This is a genomic window from Streptomyces sp. NRRL S-920 (assembly GCF_000717945.1).
GTDB classification, from domain to species: domain Bacteria; phylum Actinomycetota; class Actinomycetes; order Streptomycetales; family Streptomycetaceae; genus Streptomyces; species Streptomyces alboniger.
On sequence record NZ_JODF01000091.1, the window covers coordinates 1 to 21,325 of the forward strand.

The following is a 21,325-nucleotide window of genomic DNA, read 5'->3' on the forward strand; positions in this document are numbered from 1 at the left end:
GGTCTTGGAGTCGCGGATGTGGATGGTGCGGGGGGTGGGGGCGGCGACTTCTACGCAGTCGTTTCCATCTCCGCTGCTGCTGTAGCTGCTCTTGTGCCAACCCTGCGCGACCTCTACGCAATCCTCGCCGTTGCTGCTACTGCTATAGCTGCTCTTGCGCCAGTCCAGGGCGACCTCGACACAGTCACCGGACTCGTTGCTGTCGCTGTAGCTGCTCTTGAACCAATTCAGCTCGGCGCTGGCACCAGCTGAGGCGTTGCGGATCATGTCTCTCCCAGCAATTGCTCGATGAAGGCCAGCGACGCCTCTGGCGATAGCGCTTGGGCTCGGATGATGCCATAGCGCAGTTCGAGAACCCGGAGCTGCTTCGGTTCGGAAACCGGGCGCCCACTGTACGCACCGTCCGAGCGCCCCACCGCCGTGCCGTCCGCGAACTTCAACATCTGGATGAGGCCACCCATCCCGGCGTGATCCGTACGGTTCGTCGGCATCACTTGGATCTCGACGTTACGCAACTGCCCCACCTCCAGCAGGCGTTCGAGTTGGCGGCGTAGAACTATTGTGCCTCCGATCGGACGCCTCAGTGTTACCTCTTCCTGGACGAAACTGAGCGCGGGAGCAGGTGACCTCTCGAAGATCGCTTGCCGGGCCATGCGGGCGGCTACATCTCGTTCGATCTGGTCCTGCGAGTACGCAGGCCGCCGCATCTGGAACAGTTCCTGGGCATAGCCCTTCGTCTGTAGCAAGCCGTGCAGGTTGTGGTTGCCGTAGGCACAGATTTCGACCGCCTGGGCCTCCAGCTTCGCCAAGTCCCGCGTCTTCTTCGGATACCTGGCCTCCCGCATCTTCTCCTTCATGGCGGAGACGAGCCCATTCGCCCCCAGCACCTCATCGGTCTTGTCCAGATACTCGGGCCGAGGAATCCGCGCCCCGCGCTCGACCTTCCGGACCATGTCCTCCCCGTAGCCGACCGCGTCGGCGAACTCCGCGACGCGGAGCCCCGCCGCCTCCCTGCGCAGCTTCAGGTGCTGGCCGACCATCTCGACCGCCGCGCTGATCTCGTCCTCGGGGTCGACATCCCAACCGGGTTCATCCACACCTTCGTTACGTTCCTCCACCGCGCCCACCTCCGACGTCCGACCAAGTCCAACGCGCACTCGTACCCGTACGTCACCCAAGACAGCCGAGACAACGCGGGACAAGTACGGGACAAACGCGGTACGCACCGCCCACAGCCCTGTTCACGGCGCACCCGCACCGCCACGCTGAGTGACGTGAACCAAGAAACCGCCGGGGTACACACCCCGTCCCCCACGCACCAGTTCACGGTCCTGCTCTCCGCCACGCGAAGAGGCGCCGGCCTGGCCAGGCTCCTCGCGCGGGAGCAACTCCGCAGCTGGGGGCGTCCGTACGAAGCCGCGGAGCACATCGTCGCCGAGCTGGCGAGCAATGCCGTGCTGCACGGCCACGTGCCCGGCAGGAGCTTCCGGCTGGTGCTGACGGTCTCCGCGACGGACACACTCCGTATCGAGGTGTCGGACACGCGGGCGGACCGGAGCCCGCCGTTGCACCCCCGGCGCCCCTCGTCCGAGGAGGAGTCGGGCCGGGGCCTGCTCCTGGTCGAGGCCCTGGCCGACCGTTGGGGCACGGACCTGCGGCCGCCCTCGTACGGCCCGTGCAAGACGATCTGGGCGGAGCTGGACGCGCCGACGTAGCTCAGGCCATGCTGAGGGCACCGTCGAGGGACTCGCGGATGATGTCGGCGTGGCCCGCGTGCTGCGAGGTCTCGCCGATGACGTGCAGCATGACGCGCCGGGCCGTCCACGACCCGCCGGGCTCCCACCAGGGAGCCGCGGGGAGAGGATGGGAGACGTCGAGGTCGGGCAGCGCCCGTACCAACGCGTCCGTCGCGGCGGCGACTTCGGCGTAGGCGGCGAGGATGCCCGCCAGCGTCTCACCGGGCAGCATGCGGAACTCGTCCGCGCGCTGGGCCAGGTCCTCGTCGCTCATGGTGGTGAAGTCGCCGAGGGCCGCCGGGCCGTCCTGGATGAAGGCGGCCCAGACCCGCTCGACCGCGGTGACGTGCTTGATGATCCCGCCGATGCACAGCTCGCTCGCGGTGGTGCGCAGGCCGGCCTGCTCGTCGGTGAGGTCGCGTGCGGTGCGGCGGAGCATGGTCCGGTGGTGGTCCAACGACTCCAGCAGGTCGGCGCGCTCGCCGGTGGTCGCCGCCTGGTCGAAGGTCGTGGTGTCGGTTCCGGGCATGGTCATGCCGCCTTCCTTGGGTACCGCTCCGTAAGGACAAGCACCACGCTAGGAGGCATATAGGTCAGCTGCTGACCTAGTGCTTCATGAACGGCACATGGCAGTCCCGTTGCGGCACCCCGTGACCGCTTGAGGTGTCCGCAGAGCCACGGCTAGCTTCAGGGAGTCGATTCGACGGGACGACAGCTCGACGACTCGACGTCTTGGCCGTGTGCCCGAGTGGCTGAGGGGCTGGACTGCAAATCCAGTAACGCGGGTTCGATTCCCGCCACGGCCTCCACGGCGGGGGTTCAGACGACCCGCGCCTCCTCCAACCGCCCCAGAATCGCGTCCACCGTCTCCTCCACCGACATCTCCGAGCTGTCCAGCCAGAGGCCGAGCCGTGGGGTCGTCTCGCGCAAGCCCGTGTCCAGGTCCTGGACCGTCCACGCGCCGTAGCCCGTCTTGCCGCGGCCGGACTCGCGGGCCGCGACCACGTCGGGGCGCGGGGCGAGGACGATCACGTACAGGGGGCGGGTCCGTACGAGGTCCACGTACGTCTTCAACTCCGGGCCCAGGATGACGTCCTGGACGATCACCGTGAAGCCCGCGCTCGCGTATTCGTCCGCCGTGGACGCCGACAGGCTGTACCGCAGGCGGAGTTGGGCCTCGGCCTCTCCCCCGGCGCCGGGCTCGAACTCCGCGCCGCCCGAGACGATCATCCGTCGGTAGACGTCACCGCGCACATGCGCCGCCTTCGGCAGCCGCTCGGCCAACGCCTGGGCCACCGTGGACTTTCCGGACGCCATGATGCCGGTGATGACGATGACACCGGTGGGGTGAGGGGTGGTAGTCATGGCGTCCATCGTGCCACCGGGGGTGTCCCGGCGGCTCCCGGTTATTGCGGTGGTTATTGCGGTGCCGCCACCGCCGCCTGCGGGCGGATCGGGAGGCGGTTGACCGGGCGGCCCGTCGCCGCGCGGACCGCCGCCGCGATCGCCGCCGGTGACGTCACGACCGGGACCGCGCTGGCCGCCTTCGCGCCGAAGGGGGCGACGACGTCCCGCTCCTCCACCAGTTTCACGATGCGGATGTCCGGGGTGTCGAGGGCCGTGGGGAGCGCGTAGCCCGTGAGGTCGGGGTGGCGGACGACGCCGCGCGGGGTGCGGAGGTTCTCCGTCAGCGCCGCGCCCACGCCCTGCGTGACGCCCGCCTCGATGCGGGCCTTCAGCTGGGTCGGGTTGAGGATGCGGCCCACGTCCTGGGCGACGGCCAGTTCGACGACCCGTACGGAACCGATCTCGATGTCGACGTCCACGACCGCGCGGATCGCGCAGAACGCCATGCCCACGAACGCGTCGCCCTGCCCGGCCTCGTCCAGCGGCTCGGTCGGATGCGGACGGCACTGGGCCGTGGCCCACAGCTCCTTGCCGTCCAGCGCCTCCGTCACCGTCGTGGAGAGCACGCCGTCGTACGAGGTGATCTTGCCGTCGGTGATCTGGAGCAGCTCGGTGGACATGCCGAACTTGTGGGCCAGCGGCTGGAGCAGCTGCGTACGGACCATCTTCGCCGCGCGCTCCACGGCACCGCCCGACACCCACGCGTGGCGGCCCCGGCAGCTCGGTCCTGCCGGGGGCTGGTCGGTGTCGACGGGGGCGACCCGCACGTCGTCGATGCCCAGGGTCTCCTGGACGATCTGGCGGGCCAGCGTGGTGAAGCCCTGGCCCGTCTCGACGGCCGCGCAGATCACCGTCGCCACGCCGTCGTGGACCTTCACGGTGGCGGTGGAGACCTCGTCCGTGCCCTCGGCGCCGAGGAGCTGGACCATGCCGAGGCCGTAGCCGACACCGCGCCGCACGGCGGCCGGTTCGCCCGCGCCCTCGGGGCCGCCGGGCAGCAGCCACTCGTCCTCGGGGGTGTCCTTGGGCAGGCCGGGCAGCGGGAAGTCCCGTACGGCGGCGAGGAGTTCGGCCACCGGCGCCGGGCACGTCACCGTCTGGCCGGTGGGCATGATGTCGCCGGTCGCCATGGCGTTGCGCAGCCGCAGCTCGGCCGGGTCCACGCCCAGCTTCTTGGCGATCTTGTCCATCTGGGCCTCGTACGCGGCGCACACCTGCATGGCGCCCTCGCCCCGGACGTGCCCGGACGGCGGGTTGTTCGTACGGACCGCCCAGCCCTCGATGAAGGCGTTCGGCACGACGTAGGGGCCGCAGGCGAAGGAGACGGCCGCGGCCAGGGCCTCCGACGAGGTGTCCGCGTACGCACCCGCGTCGAGCAGGATCTGCGCCTCGACCTTGACCAGGCGGCCCTCGGCGTCGGCGTGGTGGCGGTAGCGCAGGAGCGTGGGGTGGCGGTGGGCGTGACCGAGGAAGGACTCCTCGCGCGTCGCCGTCAGCTTGACGGGGCAGCCGGTCCGCAACGCGAGCAGGCCGAGCGGGAGTTGGAAGCTCGCGTCCTCGCGGTCGGCGGTCGCGCCCGGCACGCCCGTGACGACGACCTTGACCCGCTCGGGCGCCAGGCCGTAGCAGGAGGCGGCGCGGTCGCGGTCCGCGTGCGGGTCGGTGGAGGCGATGTACAGCTCCACGCCCCCGTCGGGGCGCGGCACGGCGAGGCCCGCCTCGGCGCCGATCGGCGCGGGGTCCTGGCGGCCGATGCGGTAAAGGCCCTCGACGACGATCTCGCCCGCCGCGTCCGGGTCGCCGTGGCGCAGCGGGATGTGCCGGATCAAGTTGCCGTCGGGGTGCAGCGGTTCGGCCTCGAAGGCCTTCTCCGGGTCGGTGACCGGTTCGAGGACCTCGTACTCGACGATGACGGCGGCGGCGGCCATCCGCGCGGTGTCGGGGTGGTCGGCGGCGACGGCCGCGATGGGCTCGCCGTGGTGGCGTACGACATCGGAGGCGAAGACCGGCCGGTCCGGCGTCCTGCGCCCGTGCGAGGCGGCACCGGGCACGTCCTCGTGGGTGACGACGGCCCGCACGCCCGGCATCTCGCGCGCGTGGCTGGTGTCGATGGAGACGATGCGGGCGTGCGCGTGCGGGGAGCGCAGCACCGCCGCCCAGAGCAGGCCCTCGGCCCACAGGTCGGAGGCGTAGGGGAAGGTGCCCTCCGTCTTGGCGCGGCACTCCGCCGACGGCAGGGACGCGCCGATGCCGTGCGGCAGCGGCTCGGGTCCCGGCGCGGTGGCGGCGGGCGTGGCCGTGCTGCTGGTCTCCTCGCTCACGCCTGGCCTCCGTCCTGGCCGTAGGGGCCTCGCGGTTCTCCGTACGTACCGTCGTCGTACGCGCTCTGGTGGACGCCACCCGCGCCGGGGCCCGCCTGGTGCGGGATGCGGGCCCCGTCGGCCCGCTCGTCCGGCGCGGGGGCCGACGCCTCGGCGGCGGCGGACGCCTCGCGCTCGGCGACCACCTCCTGCACGGCGTCGAGCACCCCGCGGTAGCCCGAACAGCGGCAGAGGTTGCCGCACAACGCGCGGCGGGTCTCCAGCTCGCTGGGGGCGGGGTTGCCCTCAAGCAGGTCGTGCACGGTCATGGCCATGCCCGGTACGCAGAAGCCGCACTGGACCGCGCCGCACGCGGCGAGCGCGCGCTGCACGTCGGAGGGCTGCCCGTCGGCGGCCAGGCCCTCGACGGTGCGGATCTCACTGCCCGCGGTGGTGGCGGCGGGCACCAGGCAGGAGGCGACGAGACGGCCGTCCACCTGGACGTTGCAGGCCCCGCACTCCCCCTGCGAACAGCCGTCCTTGGCACCCGCGAGACCGAGCCGCTCCCGCAGGACGTAGAGCAGGGACTCCCCGATCCAGGCGTCGGTGACGGGCCGGTCGGTGCCGTTCACGCGCAGGACGTAGGAGCCGAGGGGGTGGTCGTCGTGGAGGGGGTTGGGGGCGATGACGGGGGCGTCGGCGCCGGTCGCCTCGGCCTCCGCTTCGTCGGCGTCGCCCGCGACGCCGCTCTCCTCCACCGGCTCGGCCGGTTCGCCCCGCTCCTCCGGCTCATCCGCTTCGCCCGGCTCGGCAGCGGATTCGGGGGATTCGGCGGGTTCGGCGGATTCGGCGGATTCGGCGTGCTCAGCAGGTGTTTCAGGCGCTTCGAGTACTTCGGGCACTTCGGGTGCTTCGGGCACGCCGAGTACCTCGGGCGCCACGGACGCTTCAGCCGTGAGGGATACGTCGATGGGGGTGCCGAAGACGTCCACGGGCCCGGGGGCCTCGTGAAGGGCTTCGTACGCGGCCTCGTACGGCGGCTCCGGAGCCGTCAGGGCGTCGACGGCCTCCTGGGCGGCCTCGACGGTCTCCTGCGCGGCTTCGACGGCCTCCGCGGCCTGCGCCGCCTGCGCCGCCTCGACCCCCGACTGCCCGGCGGGCGGCACCCTGACCGCCCGCAGCAGCGTCGTCTGCTCGAACCGGCTCTCCCCCGGCTCCTCCTGAGCGGCCTCCTCCTCGACCTCCGGGGCCTGCGCACCCCACGGCGCACCGGCCCCCGCACCCGTCGCCCAGGGCGCGGGCGCCCCGCCCGGCAGGGTCGCGGGAGGCATGCCGCCCCCGGGCCAGGAGTTCAGCTGCGTACTCACGGGGTAGCCCCCGCCCCCGGTCAGCGAGGAGGCCGTGAACTCGCCCGATTCGTCCGGGAGATCACCTTCGGCGACCGGGATCGACCACTGCCCCGTGATGTCGGACGAGGGAGCGGCGCCCCCCTGCCCGTACTGCTGCCCGTAGCCCTGGTCGTGGCCCGGGTCGTGGCCCTGGTCGTGGCCTTGCTGGTCGTGCCCTTGCTGGCCGTACGTCTCGGTGAAGCTCCACTGCCCGGTCGCCCGGGGGTCGTACCCGTGGCTCTCCGCCGGCTGGTGCTCCGGGTGTGCCGCCCCGGTCACCTCGGGCGGCATGACCCACGCGCCCGTGGCCGCCGGGTCGGTGGCGTCGGCGGTGGTCGGGGTGACCGTTATCTGCGGCGGCACATAGCCGTGGCCGGGCGCGGCGAGCGGGGCGTCCAGCATGCCCTCGGGCAGTTGCACGAACGCCGTGGCGTCCGAGTCGTACTCGCCCTGCGGATGCGGCTGCCAGCCGCCGCCGTTGTGGGTGTTCCGGTCGTCGCTCACGACAGCGCCCTCCCCAGTGCTCGTCGGGCCAGCGCGGCGACGGTGCGCCGCAGGTGCAGTACGCCGGGCGGCAGCGGCTGTTCCGTGCCGTCGGCCGCCGGGGGCTGGTCGGGGACGCAGGCGGCCGCCACGTACTCACCGAAGGCGGTGACCGCCTCCGGGACGAGGCTGCCGCGCTCGCCGTCCCAGTCGATCAGCGAGGCGACCCACTGCTCGGCCTCCAGGGGCCGCAGCGGCATCGGCGCGATGGCGCCGACCGCGCACCGCACAGCGCGCCGCGCGGGGTCGAGGACGAGCGCGACGGACGCGATGGCCCGGCCGGGGCCGGTGCGTCCGGTCGCCTTGAGGAAGACCTGGGGGGCGTGCAGCAACGGCACGCGCACAAAACCGATCAGCTCGCCGGGGCGGAGCATCTCCCGGCCCGCGAGCAGGTGCGAGACGGGGATCTCGCGGCGGGCGCCACCGGGCCCCGCGATGATCAGGACGGCTTCGAGGGCCGCGAGGACGGGCAGCGCGTCGCCGGTCGGCGCGGCCGAGGCGATGTTGCCGCCGAGGGTGCCCGCGTTGCGGATCTGGGGCGGTCCCGCGGCGCGCGCGGCGGCGGCCAGGGCGGGGAACAGGGCGGCGAAGTCGGGGCGGCCCATGCGGGCGTGGGTGAGCCCGGCGCCGAGCAGGCCGTGCCCGTCCTGGTACTGCCAGCCGCGGATCTCACTGATGCGGCCGAGGCCGACGAGGGCGGCGGGGCGCAGCTGTCCCGAGTTGACCGAGGCCATCAGGTCCGTGCCGCCGGCGACGGGTACGGCGGCGGGCATGGCGGCGAGTGCCGCCACGGCCTCGTCGAGCGTGGCGGGCAGCTTCACCGACTGCGGTGTCTGTGCCGCCTGCGGTGCGTGCGTGGTCAAAACCGGCTGCCCCTTCCCGATACCCGGCCGCGTACTTCACCTACGTCGCGTACGTGAAGCGCTCGCCGTTCGCGACGTGTCGCCGTTACGCCTGTTCCGCCGTACGGTACGTGCTCCCAACCCGGACGTGGCAACTCTGGCACATTCTTCCCGGGCCCCGACGCGGGGGTCCGCTAGGAGGCATTCGTCCCCAGACCAGGGGGATATGCCGTTTTCGCACGGCTTCCGGCGGCCCGTGCGCGGGCGCGAGGCGCGGGCCGCCGGGTCCGGTCCGCGGCGGCCCGGCACTCGGACGGGACCTCACACGTTCGGGGGCGGCCCCTCGATCGGGCGGCCGAGGTCACTGTCCGTCAGCCCTTCGGGGGCGGGCCGCCGCTGCCGGGGCAACGGGCCGCCCGGCGGCCGGTAGTCGACGCCGAGGGCGTCAAGTCGCGCGTAGTGGGCGCTCATACGCCGCTCGAAGTCGGCGAAGTCACGCTCGGCGGGGGCCGGAAGCTTGCGCCAGGCGACCTCGCAGAACGCGGCAAGACGCGGGAACACCTGGTAGTCGACGCGTCCCTGGTGCTCCATCACCTCGGTCCACACGTTGGCCTGGGTGCCGAGGACGCGGGCGGCCTCCTCCTCGGTGAGTTCGGCGGGGACGGGCTCGAAGCGGTAGACGTCCTCCAGGGTGCGGACGAAGCCGATCGGCATCGGCTCGTCGGGGCCGCCGTCCTGCCGGTGGTCCAAGTACACGTGCTGCTCGGGGCACATGATGACGTCGTGGCCGGACTTGGCGGCGGCGATACCGCCGCGGTAGCCGCGCCAGGAGGAGACGGTGGCCCCCTCGGCGAGGCCGCCCTCCAGGATCTCGTCCCAGCCGATGAGCCGCCGCCCGCGGGCCGAGAGCCACTGGTCGAAGTGGCGGATGAACCAGCTCTGGAGCCCGTCCTCGCCTTCGACGCCCAGCTCCTTGACGCGGGCCTGCGCGGCGGCGGAGGCCTTCCACTGGTCCTTGGGGCACTCGTCGCCGCCGACGTGGACGAAGGTGGACGGGAAGAGGTCGAGGACTTCCTCGAAGACACCTTCGTAGAACCGGAGTACGTCCTCGGTGGGGGCGAGGACGTTCTTGCTGACGCCCCAGGTGTCCCAGACGGTCAGCGCCCCGGTGTCGACGACGTCCGTGTTGCCGAGGTGCGGGTAGGCGCTGATCGCGGCCTGCGAGTGGCCGGGGATGTCGATCTCGGGGACGACCGCGATGTGCAGGGACTCCGCGTACGCGACGATCTCGCGGATGTCGTCCTGGGTGTAGAAGCCGCCGTGCGGGCGCTCCTCCCACAGCGGCGAGTTGCGGTGGCCCCACTTGGAGCGGGCCCGCCACGAGCCGGCCTCGGTGAGCCTCGGGTGGCGCTTGATCTCCACGCGCCAGCCCTGGTCGTCGGTGAGGTGGAAGTGGAAGACGTTGAGCTTGTGGGCGGCGAGCAGGTCGAGGTAGCGCAGGACACCGTCCTTCGGCATGAAGTGCCGGGCCACGTCCAGCATCATGCCGCGCCAGCCGAAGCGGGGGGCGTCCTCGACGACGCCCGCGGGGAGGGAGCGCGGCACGTCCGGGCGCAGGGGCGCCCGCCGGAAGGCGTCGGGGCCGAAGAGCTGGCGGAGCGTCTGGGCGCCCCAGAAGACGCCCGCGGCCGCGCCGCCGCGGATCTCGACGCGCTCCTCGTCGACGGTGAGCCGGTACGCCTCCGGCTCCAGGGAGCCGTCGAGGAGCAGGGAGACGGAGCCGCCCGCGCCCTCGGGACCGGGCGGCAGCGGCAGACCGAGGGCCGCGCCGAGGGTGGCGCGCAGCCAGCGCTCGGTGGACTCGGTGCCGGGGCCCGCCCACAGGGTGGTGGAGGGTCCGGCGGCGAAGGAGGAACCGGGCACGGCCTCGGCGCGTGCGGGCGCCGGGATGAGCTGGTCAAGGGTCATGCCGTGCAAGGCTGTCACGCGGGGGCACATCGCAAAAGGGGCGTTGCGGTACACGCAACGCCCCTTTTGCGGCGGGGCGCAAACCGGCCCCGTAGGAGTTACTTCTTGCCGTCCTTGCCGCCCTTGTCCTTGTCGCCGCCGGCGCCCATGGACTCGTAGATCTCCTTGCACATGGGACAGACGGGGTACTTCTTCGGGTCGCGGCCGGGGACCCACACCTTGCCGCAGAGCGCGACGACGGGGGTCCCGTCGAGCGCGCTCGCCATGATCTTGTCCTTCTGGACGTAGTGCGCGTAGCGCTCGTGGTCGCCGTCACCGTGCGACACCTGCGGCGTCGGCTCTACGAGGGTCCCCGTACCTGCCCCGCGCTCGGGCTCGGGCTCAAGAGTGCTCATAGGGGCCAAGGGTACTCACGCTCGCCGCGTCCCGGCAGCGGCTGGGCCCCGCCGGGTGCCCGTTCGGATCGTGCGGGCCGAAGGAGTCGCTGCGGCCCCGCGCCGCGGACATGTGCAGGACGAACCCCGCCAGAGCCACCCCCGCCGCCGCCCAAGGCAACGCACGGGCCGCGAGGCCCACCGAAAGAGCGAGGCCCGCCAAGGCGGAGCCGACCGCGCTGCCCAGATAGAGCGCGGAGTTGTTGAGCGCGAGGGCGACCGTCCCGCGCCCGGCACCCAACGCGAGGAGCCGGTGCTGCTGCGGGACCTGGAACGCCCAGCCCGCGGCGCCCCAGACGACGAGCGCGGGGAAGGCGGCGGCGCCGAGCAGCGGCAGCACGCCGAGCGCGACGACCAGGGTCGACACGATGCCCGTCACGAGGAGGACCACCCGGCCCGTGCGGTCCACCAGCGGCCCGGCGATCACACTGCCCAGCACCCCGCCGATCCCCCACGCCCACAGATACGGGGCCACGTCGCCCGCGTCCACACCGCCCGTCGAGGCGAGCACCGGCGCGAGGTAGGTGTAGAGGCCGAGGCTCGCCACCGCGTCCAGGAAGGAGACGCTCACGATGGGCAGCACCTTGCGGTCGGCGAGCGCCCCCAGCCGTGCCCGCACCGGCACCGGCGGCTCGGCGGGCACCTCGGGCAGCCCCACCGCGAGACCCAGGAGCGCGACCGCGCCGAGGCCCGTCACCAGCCACATCGTGGCCCGCCAGGACGTGTGGTCGGCGAGCAGCACCCCCAGCGGAACACCGAGGACCGTGCCCGTGCTCATGCCGCCCATCACCAGCGCGAGCGCCCGCCCGCGGCGCTCCGGCCCCGCCAGCGAGGCGGCGGCGGCCGTGGACAGCGCCGAGTAGACCCCGGCGCCGACACCGGCCACCGCCCGTGAGACGAGGAGGACACCGAGGCCGGGCGAGAGCGCGGTGAGGCCGTTGCCGAGCGTGAAGACGGCCAGCGCGGCAACGATCAGCACGCGCGGCCGTACGCCGGACAGCAGCCCGGTGACGAGCGGCGCGCTCACCGCGTACGCGAGGGTGAAGACGGTGACCATCTGCCCCGCGAGCGAGACGGTGGTCCCCAGATCCCCGGCGACGACGGGCAGCAGGCCCGCCATCACATAGGCGTCGAGCCCCAGCGTGAAGGCCCCCACCATCAACAACCACACCTTGCGCATGCCGCTCAACTCCCTTGTCTCCCTCGTCGGTCCTGCTCGGGAGAGGGAAACGTAGGCACCCTCCGCATCCCGGGGGAAATGCCCGCCGAGCCGCATTTATGCTGGGGCGGCATGAATGACGTACGGCCTCAGGAGCCCCTGGACCGCGTGGAGCTTCGGCACCTGCGCGCCTTCCTCGCCGTCGCCGAGGAGCTGAACTTCACGCACGCCGCGGGCCTGCTCCGCATGGGGCAGCCCGCGCTCACCCGGACCGTGCGGGCCCTTGAGGACGCCCTCGGCACGCGCCTGCTGGAGCGCACCACGCGGCGCGTCGAACTCACCGACGCCGGATGCCGGCTGCGCGAGGAGCTGGCGCCGCTGCTGTCCCGGGTCGACACCGCGCTGCGGTCCGCGGGCAGCGAACCCCCGGTCCTGCGGCTCGGGTTCACCTCCGTCCTGCCCCAGGCCTGCGCGGAGTTCGCCCACGCCTTCAAGGCGGCCACCGGCGCGGGTGTGCGCCTGGTGCGCCGTGACACCCCGCTGGCGGGCCTGACCTCGGGCGCCTGCGACATCGCGGTCGTACGCGGTGACATCCCGCCCGGCGCCGCGGTGCGCTCACGGCTGCTGCTGCACGAGCCGCGGATCGCGGTCCTCGCCCGTGACGCGCCCGAACTCGCGGGCCGCCGCGTCGTGGACTGGCCGGACCTCGCGGACCTTCCCCTGGTCGTCAACACCGTCACCGGCACGACCGGCCCCGAGCTGTGGCCCGAGGACCGCCGCCCGCGCCTGGCCTGCACGGCCGACAACTTCGACGAGTGGCTGGAGGCGGTCGCCGCGGGCCACGGCGTGGGGGTGGCCCCGGAACCGGTGGCCCGCAGACACTCCCACCCGTCCCTGCGCTACGTACGCCTGAAGAACGCCCCGCCCGTCGCCGTGCGCCTGGCGGTTCCGGCCAGGGACGCGCACCCCCTGGCCGAGCGCTTCCTCGGTCAGTTCAGGGAAGGGTCGTCCGGATAGGTCGCCACCATCGCCAGCTCACTGCGCTGGCGTCTGAGCACCGCCCGCCACAGCCGCTCCGGATCCGGCGAGGAGACGTCACCCGGCTCGGACTCGACCACGTACCAGGCGCCGTCCGCCAGCTCGGTCTCCAGCTGGCCAGGACCCCAGCCCGAGTACCCCGCGAAGATCCGCAGACTGCCGAGGGCCGGGGAGAGCAGCTCCGGCGGGGCCTCCAGGTCCACGAGGCCGATCGCGCCGTGCACGCGGCGAAAGCCCACGGGATCGACGCGGCTCGTGCGGAACCGGATGCCGGAGGGCGTGCCCTCCTCGCCGGGGACGACCGCGACGCCCAATGCCGAGTCGAGCGACACCGGGCCGCCCTGGAAGACGACGCCGGGCGCGCCCGCCAGATCGCCCCAGCCCTCCAGGATGTCGGCGACGTCCACGGGGGTCGGGCGGTTCAGGACCACGCCGAGGGAGCCCTCCTCGTCGTGGTCGAGGAGCAGCACCACCGCGCGGTCGAAGTTCGGGTCCGACAGGGCGGGTGTGGCCACGAGCAGCCGCCCTGTGAGCGAGGACACCTCGGTCATGGACCACATGATCCCGCATCTTCGCCGTGAGCGGGGAGGTAATGGCCGTACGTGAACCGACGCAGATCAGGGCGCATGAGTGCGACCGGAGCGCACGCCGCGGCCGGTGACCCGGAGTGCCCGGTTCCGCACGGTTCGTGTTGTGGCGAACTCATGACCTGTTTTGCGTGCCCTTGGCCTTACGGAAGGGGGGTACGCGGCCATTACGCTTGCCCTTTGGTCCCCCCGTCCATCCAATCGGAACGCGAGATTCATGACCGTCACCGACGATGTACTGCTTGTCCACGGCGGAACCCCGCTGGAGGGCGAGATCCGTGTCCGCGGCGCGAAGAACCTCGTGCCCAAGGCCATGGTCGCCGCGCTGCTCGGCAGCGCTCCGAGCCGGCTGCGCAATGTCCCCGACATTCGCGACGTCCGAGTCGTACGCGGCCTGCTCCAGCTGCACGGCGTGACGGTCCGCCCCGGTGAGGAGCCGGGCGAACTCATCATGGACCCGTCGCACGTGGAGAGCGCGAATGTCGCCGACATCGACGCCCACGCGGGCTCGTCGCGCATTCCGATCCTCTTCTGCGGACCGCTCCTGCACCGCCTCGGGCACGCCTTCATCCCCGGTCTCGGCGGCTGCGACATCGGCGGCCGCCCGATCGACTTCCACTTCGAGGTGCTCCGCCAGTTCGGCGCGACCATCGAGAAGCGCGCCGACGGCCAGTACCTGGAGGCCCCGCAGCGCCTGCGCGGCACCAAGATCCGCCTGCCGTACCCGTCCGTGGGCGCCACCGAGCAGGTCCTGCTCACCGCCGTGCTCGCGGAGGGTGTGACGGAGCTGTCGAACGCCGCGGTCGAGCCGGAGATCGAGGACCTGATCTGCGTCTTGCAGAAAATGGGCGCGATCATCGCCATGGACACCGACCGGACCATCCGGATCACCGGTGTCGACAGCCTCGGCGGCTACAACCACCACGCCCTCTCGGACCGCCTGGAGGCCGCCTCGTGGGCTTCCGCGGCCCTGGCGACCGAAGGCAACATCTACGTCCGCGGCGCCCAGCAGCGCTCGATGATGACGTTTTTGAACACCTACCGGAAGGTGGGCGGTGCCTTCGAGATCGACGACGAGGGCATCCGCTTCTGGCACCCGGGCGGCTCGCTCAACGCGATCGCCCTGGAGACGGACGTGCACCCCGGCTTCCAGACCGACTGGCAGCAGCCGCTCGTCGTCGCCCTGACGCAGGCCGCGGGCCTGTCCATCGTGCACGAGACGGTCTACGAGTCCCGCCTCGGCTTCACCTCCGCGCTCAACCAGATGGGCGCGCACATCCAGCTCTACCGCGAGTGCCTGGGCGGCTCCGACTGCCGCTTCGGCCAGCGCAACTTCCTGCACTCGGCGGTCGTCAGCGGCCCCACGAAGCTCCAGGGCGCCGATCTGGTCATCCCGGACCTGCGCGGCGGCTTCTCGTACCTCATCGCGGCTCTCGCGGCCCAGGGCACGTCCCGTGTCCACGGCATCGACCTGATCAACCGCGGCTACGAGAACTTCATGGAGAAGCTCCAGGAGCTGGGCGCGAAGGTCGAGCTGCCGAACGGCAAGACGGCGCTGTAAGCCTCGTCCGTACGTAAAAGGGGCGGTCACCCACTGGGTGACCGCCCCTTTCAGCTGCTTGAGGCTACTTGCCCTTGGCCGCTTCCTTCAGCTTGGAACCAGCCGAAACCTTGACGCTGTAACCGGCCGGAATGTTGATCGGCTCGCCGGTCTGCGGGTTACGGGCGGTGCGAGCGGCACGGTGGGTGCGCTCGAAGGTCAGGAAGCCGGGGATGGTGACCTTCTCGTCGCCCTTGGCAACGATCTCGCCGACCGTCTCGGCGAACGCGGCCAGCACGGCGTCGGCGTCCTTGCGGGTCACCTCGGCGCGGTCGGCCAGCGCGGCCACCAGCTCACTGCGGTTCATGTTTGTACTCCCGTGTTCTTTTGCCGTTGAGGCGTGATCGAAGCCGATGCTGCCAGGGTCCTCGGACAGTCCCCGGACCCGGGTCTTGCGTCAGACCCTCGCGCCCGATTACGCATCCTGCCCCCACCTGCGGCGGGAAAGCCAATCCGGCACCCTCCGAAGGGCCGCAGGGCCATGGTCCGCCACCCTAAAGGGGCGTTTACGACCGGGTGCCCCGCGACGCGCCGAGGGTCAGGCGGACGTGGGACCCGTCACAGCGGCCCCCGCGGCCTTCGCGGCGGTGCGCACCGCCCCGGCCACGGCACCCGCGACCTTGTCGTTGAAGACGCTGGGGATGATGTAGTTCCGGTTCAGCTCGTCCTCGGCGACGACGTCCGCCAGGGCGCCCGCGGCGGCCAGCATCATCTCCGTGTTGACGGTGCGCGACTGGGCGTCGAGCAGGCCGCGGAAGACGCCGGGGAAGACCAGGACGTTGTTGATCTGGTTCGGGAAGTCCGAGCGTCCGGTGGCCACAACTTCCGCCGTCTGACGAGCGATTGCCGGGTCGACCTCGGGGTCCGGGTTCGCGAGCGCGAACACGATGGCGCCGTCCGCCATGGCCGCCACATCGTCGCCGTTCAGCACGTTCGGAGCCGAGACGCCGATGAAGACGTCGGCGCCGACGACGGCCTCCTTGAGCGTGCCGGTGAGGCCCTCGGGGTTGGTGTTCTCCGCGATCCAGCGCAGCGGCGAGTCCACGTCCGCGGAGACCAGGTCCTCGCGGTCGGCGTGCACGACGCCGTGGATGTCGGCCACCACGGCGTTCTTCACACCGGCGGCCAGCAGCAGCTTGAGGATGGCCGTACCGGCCGCGCCCGCGCCGGACATGACCACGCGCACGTCGCCGATGCCCTTGCCCACCACGCGCAGCGCGTTGGTCAGCGCGGCCAGTACCACGATCGCCGTGCCGTGCTGGTCGTCGTGGAAGACGGGGATGTCCAGGGCCTCGCGCAGGCGTGCCTCGATCTCGAAGCAGCGGGGGGCGGAGATGTCCTCCAGGTTGATGCCCGCGAAGCCGGGGGCGATCGCCTTGACGATCTCGACGATGGCGTCGGTGTCCTGGGTGTCCAGGCACAGCGGCCAGGCGTCGATGCCCGCGAAGCGCTTGAAGAGGGCGGCCTTGCCCTCCATGACCGGCAGCGCGGCCTTCGGGCCGATATTGCCGAGACCGAGAACGGCCGATCCGTCCGTTACGACCGCAACGGAATTGCGCTTGATGGTGAGACGCCGCGCGTCCTCGGGGTTCTCGGCGATCGCCATGCACACGCGGGCCACGCCCGGGGTGTAGACCATGGAGAGGTCGTCACGGTTCCTGATGGGGTGCTTGGACTGCATCTCGATCTTGCCGCCGAGGTGCATCAGGAACGTACGGTCGGAGACCTTGCCGAGGGTCACGCCCTCGATGGTGCGCAGCTGTTCGACGATCTCGTCGGCATGCGTCGTGGAGGACGCCGCGATCGTCACGTCGATCCGCAGCATCTCGTGGCCGGAGGCCGTGACGTCGAGGCCGGTGACCGAGCCCCCGGATGACTCGACGGCCGTGGTGAGCTGGGAGACCGCGGTTCCGCTCGCGGGCACCTCCAGCCGGACCGTCATCGAGTAGGAGACGCTGGGCGCCGTTGCCATGGCCGACTTCCTCTGCTTTCACCTGGTAACTCTTGCCGTCCGATGGTCGCACCTACCGCCGGGTACGTGGTAGCCGCCCCGGATCGAGACGCTTTTCGGAAACTTCTTTCCACCATACGAGAAGTCAAGAAAAACAGAAAGAGGCCCACGTCACTGGGTGACGTGGGCCTCTCCCGTACGTTCATGACACCGGCCCGCCATGCTCGCCTCGCGGCAAGTGGTCGCTCGTAGCGACGAAGGTTGGGCCCGGGGGCTTGGATCGAGCCGGTGCCACATCCAAGGTAACAAACGAATCCCGCAAGGCAATTCCGTCCCGGGAACTCAATCCCGGAGCAGATCCGGCACGCCCTGTCCGTCCGGGTCGTCCCGCTCTCCCGACAGGACCGTGAGCTGCTGGGTCGCGCGCGTCAGCGCCACGTACAGGACCCGCAGGCCCGCCGGGGACTCGTCCGCGATCTCCGCGGGCGAGACGACGACCGTCGCGTCGTACTCCAGGCCCTTGGCCTCCAGGCTGCCGAGCGCCACCACGCGGTCGCCGAGCCCGTCGAGCCAGCGGGCCGCCTGCTCACGGCGGTTCATCGCGACGACCACGCCGACCGTGCCGCTCACCCGCTCCAGGAGGCGGGCCGCCTCCTCGCGCACGGACGCGCCGAGGTCCCCCTCGCGCACGACGGCGAAGCGGGGCTCCACGCCGGTCGAGCGGACCGCCGACGGCGACTCGGCGCCCGGCATCGCGAGGGCCAGGACCTTCGCGGCCAGCTCGGCGATCTCGGCGGGGTTGCGGTAGTTCACGGTGAGGGTGAAGCGGCGGCGCGGGCGGCTGCCCAGGGCCTCGTCACGGGCGGCCGCCGCCTCGTCCGGGTCGGACCACGAGGACTGCGCCGGGTCGCCGACGACCGTCCAGGTGGCGTGCCGCCCGCGGCGGCCGACCATGCGCCACTGCATCGGGGTGAGGTCCTGCGCCTCGTCGACGATGACATGGGCGTACTCGGTGCGCTCCGCCGCCAGGCGCTCGGCGCGCTCGCGCTGGGACTCCTCGCGCTGCGGCATCAGCTCTTCGAGGCCGGTGAGCAGGTCGAGGGGGTCCAGCTCCTTCTTCTTGCGGGGCCTGTGCGGCGTACCGAGGATCGCCTGGAGTTCGTCGAGCAGCGCCACGTCGTGCACGGACAGGGCGTCGCGCTTGAGGGAACGGGCGACCTTGCGGACCTCTCCGGGATTCAGCACGCGGCGGGCCCAGCGCCCGAGGCGCCGCTCGTCGCCCATCGCGGCCAGGACCGCGCGCGGGGTCAGCTCCGGCCACCAGGCGTCGAGGAAGCGGATGAAGTCGTCCTCGGAGGTGATGTCGTCGTCGAAGGAGGAGCGCAGCTCGGCGGCCAGCTCCGGGTCCGCGTGGCGTCCTGCGGCCCCGGACTGCGACCACAGGGCGTCCAGGAGGAGCTTGCGGGCGCGGGGGCGCAGGAGGTTGACGGGGGCGGTGCCGCTGAGCGCCGCGCGGCGGATGCGGTCCAGTTGGCCGGCGTCCAGTTCGAGGCGCCGCCCGAAGGCGACGACGCGCAGGCGCGTGGGCGCCCCCTGGGGTTCCGGGCTGTCCTGCGCTGCCGCCGGGTCGTCCCCGAAGGCCAACTGCTCGTCGCGCCGGGCCCCGGGCCTGGCCTGCACGCCTTCCAGCGCGCCTCGCGCGGCCTTGCGCAGCACGGTCAGCATCCGCGAGGAGCCCTTGACGCGGGCCACCGCCGGGGAGTCGTACACGGTGGCCTCGACGGCGTCGACCAGGGAGCCGACCGCGCGGATCGCCACCTGGCCCTCCTCGCCGAGCGAGGGCAGCACGCCCTCCGTGTAGGCGACCAGGAGCGGGGTCGGGGAGACGATGAGGATGCCGCCCGCATACCTGCGGCGGTCCTGGTAGAGGAGGTACGCGGCGCGGTGCAGCGCCACCGCCGTCTTGCCGGTGCCGGGGCCGCCCTCCACGTACGTCACCGACGCGGCGGGCGCGCGGATCACCATGTCCTGCTCGGCCTGGATCGACGCCACGATGTCCCGCATCGAGTGGCTGCGGGCCTGGCCGAGCGCGGCCATCAGCGCGCCGTCGCCGATCACCGGAAGCTCCTCGCCGTCGAGGTAGGCGGTGATCTCCGGGCGCATCAGGTCGTCCTCGACGCCGAGGACCTTGCGGCCCTTGGAGCGGATGACGCGGCGGCGCACGACGCGGCCCGGGTCGACCGGCGTGGAGCGGTAGAAGGGGGCGGCGGCGGGCGCGCGCCAGTCGATGACGAGCGGGGAGTAGTCCGCGTCGAGGACGCCGATACGCCCGATGTGCAGCGTCTCCGCGATCTCGGCCGTGTTGTCCTCGCGCACGGCGCCCTCGGCGGGCTCGACGGCCGTGTACGCGCCGTCGGGGCCCTTTTTGCCGTCCTTGCCCCGGAGCAGGTCGATACGGCCGAAGAGGAAGTCCTCGAACTCGTTGTTGAGCCGGTTGAGATGCACCCCGGCACGGAACACCTGCGCGTCGCGCTCGGCGAGGGCGCCCGGCGTGCCGACCTGGGCGCGTTTGGCGGCGTCGTTCATCAGGAACTCGGCCTCGTGGATCTTCTCCTCGAGGCGCCGGTAGACCTGGTCGAGATGGTCCTGCTCGACACTGATCTCGCGGTCGCGCGTGCCTGACGGCATGACTGCGTTGACGTCGGCCACCGGGGCCCCTTTCAAGCGTGCTGCTGCCCCTGTTGAGCAGCCGTCCACCGTACGCGAAAGGGACCGTGCTTGTGCACCTGTCCGCGCCTGCACATCTCCGTGCCTGCACGTCTCCGTGCCTGCACATCTCCGTGCCTGCACGTCTCCGTGCCTACACGTCGACCTCGACCAAGCGGTCGCCGTCGAAGGTGGTCACTTCGAAGTGGTCGATCTCATCGCGGTTCATGGCGGCGCCCCCGTGGACGTACAGAGGGCTGCGCGACCACTTGCTCGGGCTGTCCTTGATCCCGTAGCCCCACTTGGGCACCGACCAGGTGGTGACCGTCTCCTTCTCGCCGTTCTTGCCGACCGCGACGAGGGAGCACTTGAGCGGGCCCTTGACGTTCTTCAGCTCCAGGACGGCGTGGGTCCCCCAGGACTTCTCCTCCGTGCCGACCGTGGCGCTGACCTTCGTCGCCGGGTCCGTGGCCGCCGCCTTCTCGTCCATGTGGTGGAAGAAGGCGTCCTCGGCGGGGCTGGTGGGGTGCGGGTCGGCGGCGATGTCCGTCGAGCCGCCGCCGTCGCCGGTCACCGCGAGGACCGTGAGCGGGCCGCCGACGATCAGCGCGACCGCCGCCGCGACCAGGAGCAGCCCGCGCCTGCGCCGCCGCTCGCGCCGGAGCGACACCTCGCCCGCCAGGCGCTCGGCGAGCCGCGGGCCGGGGCGCGCCGCGAGCTGTTCGCCGATCTCCGGTACGCCGTGGCCGCCGGGGAGGCCCGCGAGCGCGGCCAGCATCGGCTCCACGCCGGAGAACTCCTCCAGCTGCCGCGCGCAGAAGTCGCACACGGCGAGATGCGCCTCGAACCGTGTGGCCTCCGCCTCGTCCAGGACGCCGAGGGCGTAGGCGCCGACGGTCTCGTGAATGGTCTCGTCCTGCCACTCGCCATGGTGGCCGTAGGACCCGGTCATGCCGTCACCCCCCGCTCCTCGAGTGCGAGCTTCATCGAGCGAAGCGCGTAGAAGACCCGCGAGCGGACCGTGCCACTGGGAATGCCCAGCGTCTCGGCCGCCTCATTGACCGTACGTCCTTTGAAGTAGGTCTCCACAAGTACCTCACGGTGCGCGGGAGTCAGGTCCTCCAGCGCGTCGGAGAGCGTCATGAGCCACAGCGCCTTATCGATCTCGTCCTCCGCGGGGATGACCTCCAGCGGCGACGGATCGACCTCCTGCGGCCGGGCCTGCCGGCTGCGGTGGCCGTCGATGACGATGCGCCGGGCGACCGTCACCAGCCAGGGGCGTACCGAACCGGTCGCCCGATTGAGCTGACCGGCGTTCTTCCAGGCACGGATGAGTGTTTCCTGTACGACATCCTCCGCGCGCTGACGGTCCCCCGCCACCAGGCGGAGCACGTAGGCGAGCAGCGGGCCCGCGTGCTCGCGGTACAGCGCGCGCATCAACTCCTCGTCGGGGCCGGGAGGTCGACCGAGACGGTGCCGGGGCGGCTGCGGGCGTTCATCGGCCACGGCGGAATCTTTGCGCACGTCTGCCTCCGGTGTCCGCGGTTCGAGCGGGTCGAGCGGGTCTGGCGGGTCTCACGTCGGAGATACGTGCGGTTGGCGCGGGGTGTTCAACGCGCCGCCGATGAATGTGGATTCAGGTGGGGGTGGGGGTGGTGTGGGGGAG

Annotated in this window: 19 protein-coding genes and 1 tRNA gene; 4 read left to right on the plus strand and 16 right to left on the minus strand. The window is 71.9% G+C overall.

All coding sequences use genetic code 11. The features are described 5' to 3' along the window. Window positions 1–267: DUF397 domain-containing protein (locus tag IG54_RS0135210; RefSeq protein ID WP_037898345.1), on the minus strand; the 267-nt coding region annotated here is incomplete at its 3' end. Next, entirely contained in the window at window positions 264–1,118 is an 855-nt protein-coding gene (locus IG54_RS0135215; protein WP_234336468.1) for a helix-turn-helix domain-containing protein, read from the minus strand. The genes IG54_RS0135215 and IG54_RS0135210, both read right to left, overlap by 4 nt. Window positions 1,119–1,274: 156 nt before the next feature. On the opposite strand from IG54_RS0135215, the gene IG54_RS0135220 reads away from it, so the two are divergent. Then, a complete protein-coding gene (locus IG54_RS0135220; protein ID WP_030794504.1) occupies window positions 1,275–1,715 on the plus strand; it encodes an ATP-binding protein in 441 nt (146 codons plus the stop codon). A gap of 1 nt (window position 1,716) precedes the next feature. Here IG54_RS0135220 and IG54_RS0135225 read toward each other — a convergent pair whose 3' ends face one another. Then, on the minus strand, window positions 1,717–2,271 hold the full coding sequence (locus IG54_RS0135225; protein ID WP_030794506.1) for a DinB family protein: 555 nt from the start codon (window positions 2,269–2,271) through the stop codon (window positions 1,717–1,719). Window positions 2,272–2,470: 199 nt separating this feature from the next. On the opposite strand from IG54_RS0135225, the gene IG54_RS0135230 reads away from it, so the two are divergent. Next, window positions 2,471–2,545, plus strand: a tRNA-Cys gene (locus tag IG54_RS0135230). 10 nt (window positions 2,546–2,555) lie between these two features. Here the strand turns inward: IG54_RS0135230 and IG54_RS0135235 are convergent. The 7 genes from IG54_RS0135235 to IG54_RS0135265 form a co-directional block, all read right to left on the minus strand. Beyond that, complete coding sequence (locus IG54_RS0135235; RefSeq protein WP_078594900.1) at window positions 2,556–3,110, minus strand: AAA family ATPase; 555 nt, start codon at window positions 3,108–3,110, stop codon at window positions 2,556–2,558. Between the two features lie 44 nt (window positions 3,111–3,154). Next, entirely contained in the window at window positions 3,155–5,464 is a 2,310-nt protein-coding gene (locus IG54_RS0135240; protein WP_030794511.1) for a xanthine dehydrogenase family protein molybdopterin-binding subunit, read from the minus strand. Beyond that, window positions 5,461–7,335, minus strand: a complete 1,875-nt coding sequence (locus IG54_RS0135245; protein ID WP_030794513.1) for a 2Fe-2S iron-sulfur cluster-binding protein — start codon at window positions 7,333–7,335, stop codon at window positions 5,461–5,463. The genes IG54_RS0135240 and IG54_RS0135245 overlap by 4 nt, the downstream gene beginning before the upstream one ends. Continuing rightward, window positions 7,332–8,237: an FAD binding domain-containing protein gene (locus IG54_RS0135250; protein WP_030794515.1), complete on the minus strand. Its 906-nt coding sequence runs from the start codon at window positions 8,235–8,237 to the stop codon at window positions 7,332–7,334. Before IG54_RS0135250 ends, IG54_RS0135245 begins: the two co-directional genes overlap by 4 nt. A gap of 300 nt (window positions 8,238–8,537) precedes the next feature. After that, on the minus strand, window positions 8,538–10,184 hold the full coding sequence (locus tag IG54_RS0135255) for a beta-N-acetylhexosaminidase (protein WP_030794517.1): 1,647 nt from the start codon (window positions 10,182–10,184) through the stop codon (window positions 8,538–8,540). A 98-nt stretch (window positions 10,185–10,282) separates the two neighbouring features. Then, window positions 10,283–10,579, minus strand: a complete 297-nt coding sequence (locus IG54_RS38730; protein WP_033263869.1) for a DUF3039 domain-containing protein — start codon at window positions 10,577–10,579, stop codon at window positions 10,283–10,285. Continuing rightward, window positions 10,566–11,798 carry an MFS transporter gene (locus tag IG54_RS0135265; protein ID WP_030794519.1) on the minus strand — a complete coding sequence of 411 codons (1,233 nt, stop codon included), beginning with the start codon at window positions 11,796–11,798 and terminating at the stop codon, window positions 10,566–10,568. Before IG54_RS0135265 ends, IG54_RS38730 begins: the two co-directional genes overlap by 14 nt. Before the next feature lie 111 nt (window positions 11,799–11,909). Between IG54_RS0135265 and IG54_RS0135270 the strand changes: the two genes are divergently transcribed. Continuing rightward, entirely contained in the window at window positions 11,910–12,794 is an 885-nt protein-coding gene (locus IG54_RS0135270) for a LysR family transcriptional regulator (RefSeq protein ID WP_030794521.1), read from the plus strand. Here IG54_RS0135270 and IG54_RS0135275 read toward each other — a convergent pair. After that, window positions 12,767–13,366: a YqgE/AlgH family protein gene (locus IG54_RS0135275; RefSeq protein WP_030794524.1), complete on the minus strand. Its 600-nt coding sequence runs from the start codon at window positions 13,364–13,366 to the stop codon at window positions 12,767–12,769. The two genes, IG54_RS0135270 and IG54_RS0135275, sit on opposite strands and share 28 nt — an antisense overlap. Window positions 13,367–13,619: 253 nt before the next feature. On the opposite strand from IG54_RS0135275, the gene murA reads away from it, so the two are divergent. Continuing rightward, a complete protein-coding gene (gene murA, locus IG54_RS0135280; RefSeq protein ID WP_030794527.1) occupies window positions 13,620–14,963 on the plus strand; it encodes a UDP-N-acetylglucosamine 1-carboxyvinyltransferase in 1,344 nt (447 codons plus the stop codon). Between the two features lie 64 nt (window positions 14,964–15,027). On the opposite strand, the gene IG54_RS0135285 is transcribed toward murA, so the two are convergent. The 5 genes from IG54_RS0135285 to IG54_RS0135305 form a co-directional block, all read right to left on the minus strand. Then, window positions 15,028–15,309 carry an HU family DNA-binding protein gene (locus IG54_RS0135285; protein ID WP_016645140.1) on the minus strand — a complete coding sequence of 94 codons (282 nt, stop codon included), beginning with the start codon at window positions 15,307–15,309 and terminating at the stop codon, window positions 15,028–15,030. A gap of 231 nt (window positions 15,310–15,540) precedes the next feature. Further along, window positions 15,541–16,974 (minus strand): NAD-dependent malic enzyme, encoded by a 1,434-nt coding sequence (locus tag IG54_RS0135290; protein WP_030794530.1) that lies wholly within the window; start codon window positions 16,972–16,974, stop codon window positions 15,541–15,543. Window positions 16,975–17,295: 321 nt separating this feature from the next. Then, window positions 17,296–19,641: a HelD family protein gene (locus IG54_RS0135295; RefSeq protein WP_051820386.1), complete on the minus strand. Its 2,346-nt coding sequence runs from the start codon at window positions 19,639–19,641 to the stop codon at window positions 17,296–17,298. 172 nt (window positions 19,642–19,813) lie between these two features. Next, window positions 19,814–20,611 (minus strand): anti-sigma factor family protein, encoded by a 798-nt coding sequence (locus tag IG54_RS0135300; protein ID WP_030794536.1) that lies wholly within the window; start codon window positions 20,609–20,611, stop codon window positions 19,814–19,816. After that, window positions 20,608–21,183 carry a sigma-70 family RNA polymerase sigma factor gene (locus IG54_RS0135305; RefSeq protein ID WP_078594902.1) on the minus strand — a complete coding sequence of 192 codons (576 nt, stop codon included), beginning with the start codon at window positions 21,181–21,183 and terminating at the stop codon, window positions 20,608–20,610. Before IG54_RS0135305 ends, IG54_RS0135300 begins: the two co-directional genes overlap by 4 nt. Window positions 21,184–21,325: the final 142 nt, after the last annotated feature.

Bases quoted from the DNA above. Each gene is read 5' to 3' on its own strand.
- IG54_RS0135295 (WP_051820386.1), bottom strand. From the start codon at position 19,641: ATGCCGTCAGGCACGCGCGACCGCGAGATCAGTGTCGAGCAGGACCAT.
- IG54_RS0135290 (WP_030794530.1), bottom strand. From the start codon at position 16,974: ATGGCAACGGCGCCCAGCGTCTCCTACTCGATGACGGTCCGGCTGGAG.
- IG54_RS0135255 (WP_030794517.1), bottom strand. From the start codon at position 10,184: ATGACCCTTGACCAGCTCATCCCGGCGCCCGCACGCGCCGAGGCCGTG.
- IG54_RS0135265 (WP_030794519.1), bottom strand. From the start codon at position 11,798: ATGCGCAAGGTGTGGTTGTTGATGGTGGGGGCCTTCACGCTGGGGCTC.
- IG54_RS0135235 (WP_078594900.1), bottom strand. From the start codon at position 3,110: ATGGACGCCATGACTACCACCCCTCACCCCACCGGTGTCATCGTCATC.
- murA (WP_030794527.1), top strand. From the start codon at position 13,620: ATGACCGTCACCGACGATGTACTGCTTGTCCACGGCGGAACCCCGCTG.
- IG54_RS0135270 (WP_030794521.1), top strand. From the start codon at position 11,910: ATGAATGACGTACGGCCTCAGGAGCCCCTGGACCGCGTGGAGCTTCGG.
- IG54_RS0135275 (WP_030794524.1), bottom strand. From the start codon at position 13,366: ATGACCGAGGTGTCCTCGCTCACAGGGCGGCTGCTCGTGGCCACACCC.
- IG54_RS0135300 (WP_030794536.1), bottom strand. From the start codon at position 20,611: ATGACCGGGTCCTACGGCCACCATGGCGAGTGGCAGGACGAGACCATT.
- IG54_RS0135225 (WP_030794506.1), bottom strand. From the start codon at position 2,271: ATGACCATGCCCGGAACCGACACCACGACCTTCGACCAGGCGGCGACC.
- IG54_RS0135285 (WP_016645140.1), bottom strand. From the start codon at position 15,309: ATGAACCGCAGTGAGCTGGTGGCCGCGCTGGCCGACCGCGCCGAGGTG.
- IG54_RS38730 (WP_033263869.1), bottom strand. From the start codon at position 10,579: ATGAGCACTCTTGAGCCCGAGCCCGAGCGCGGGGCAGGTACGGGGACC.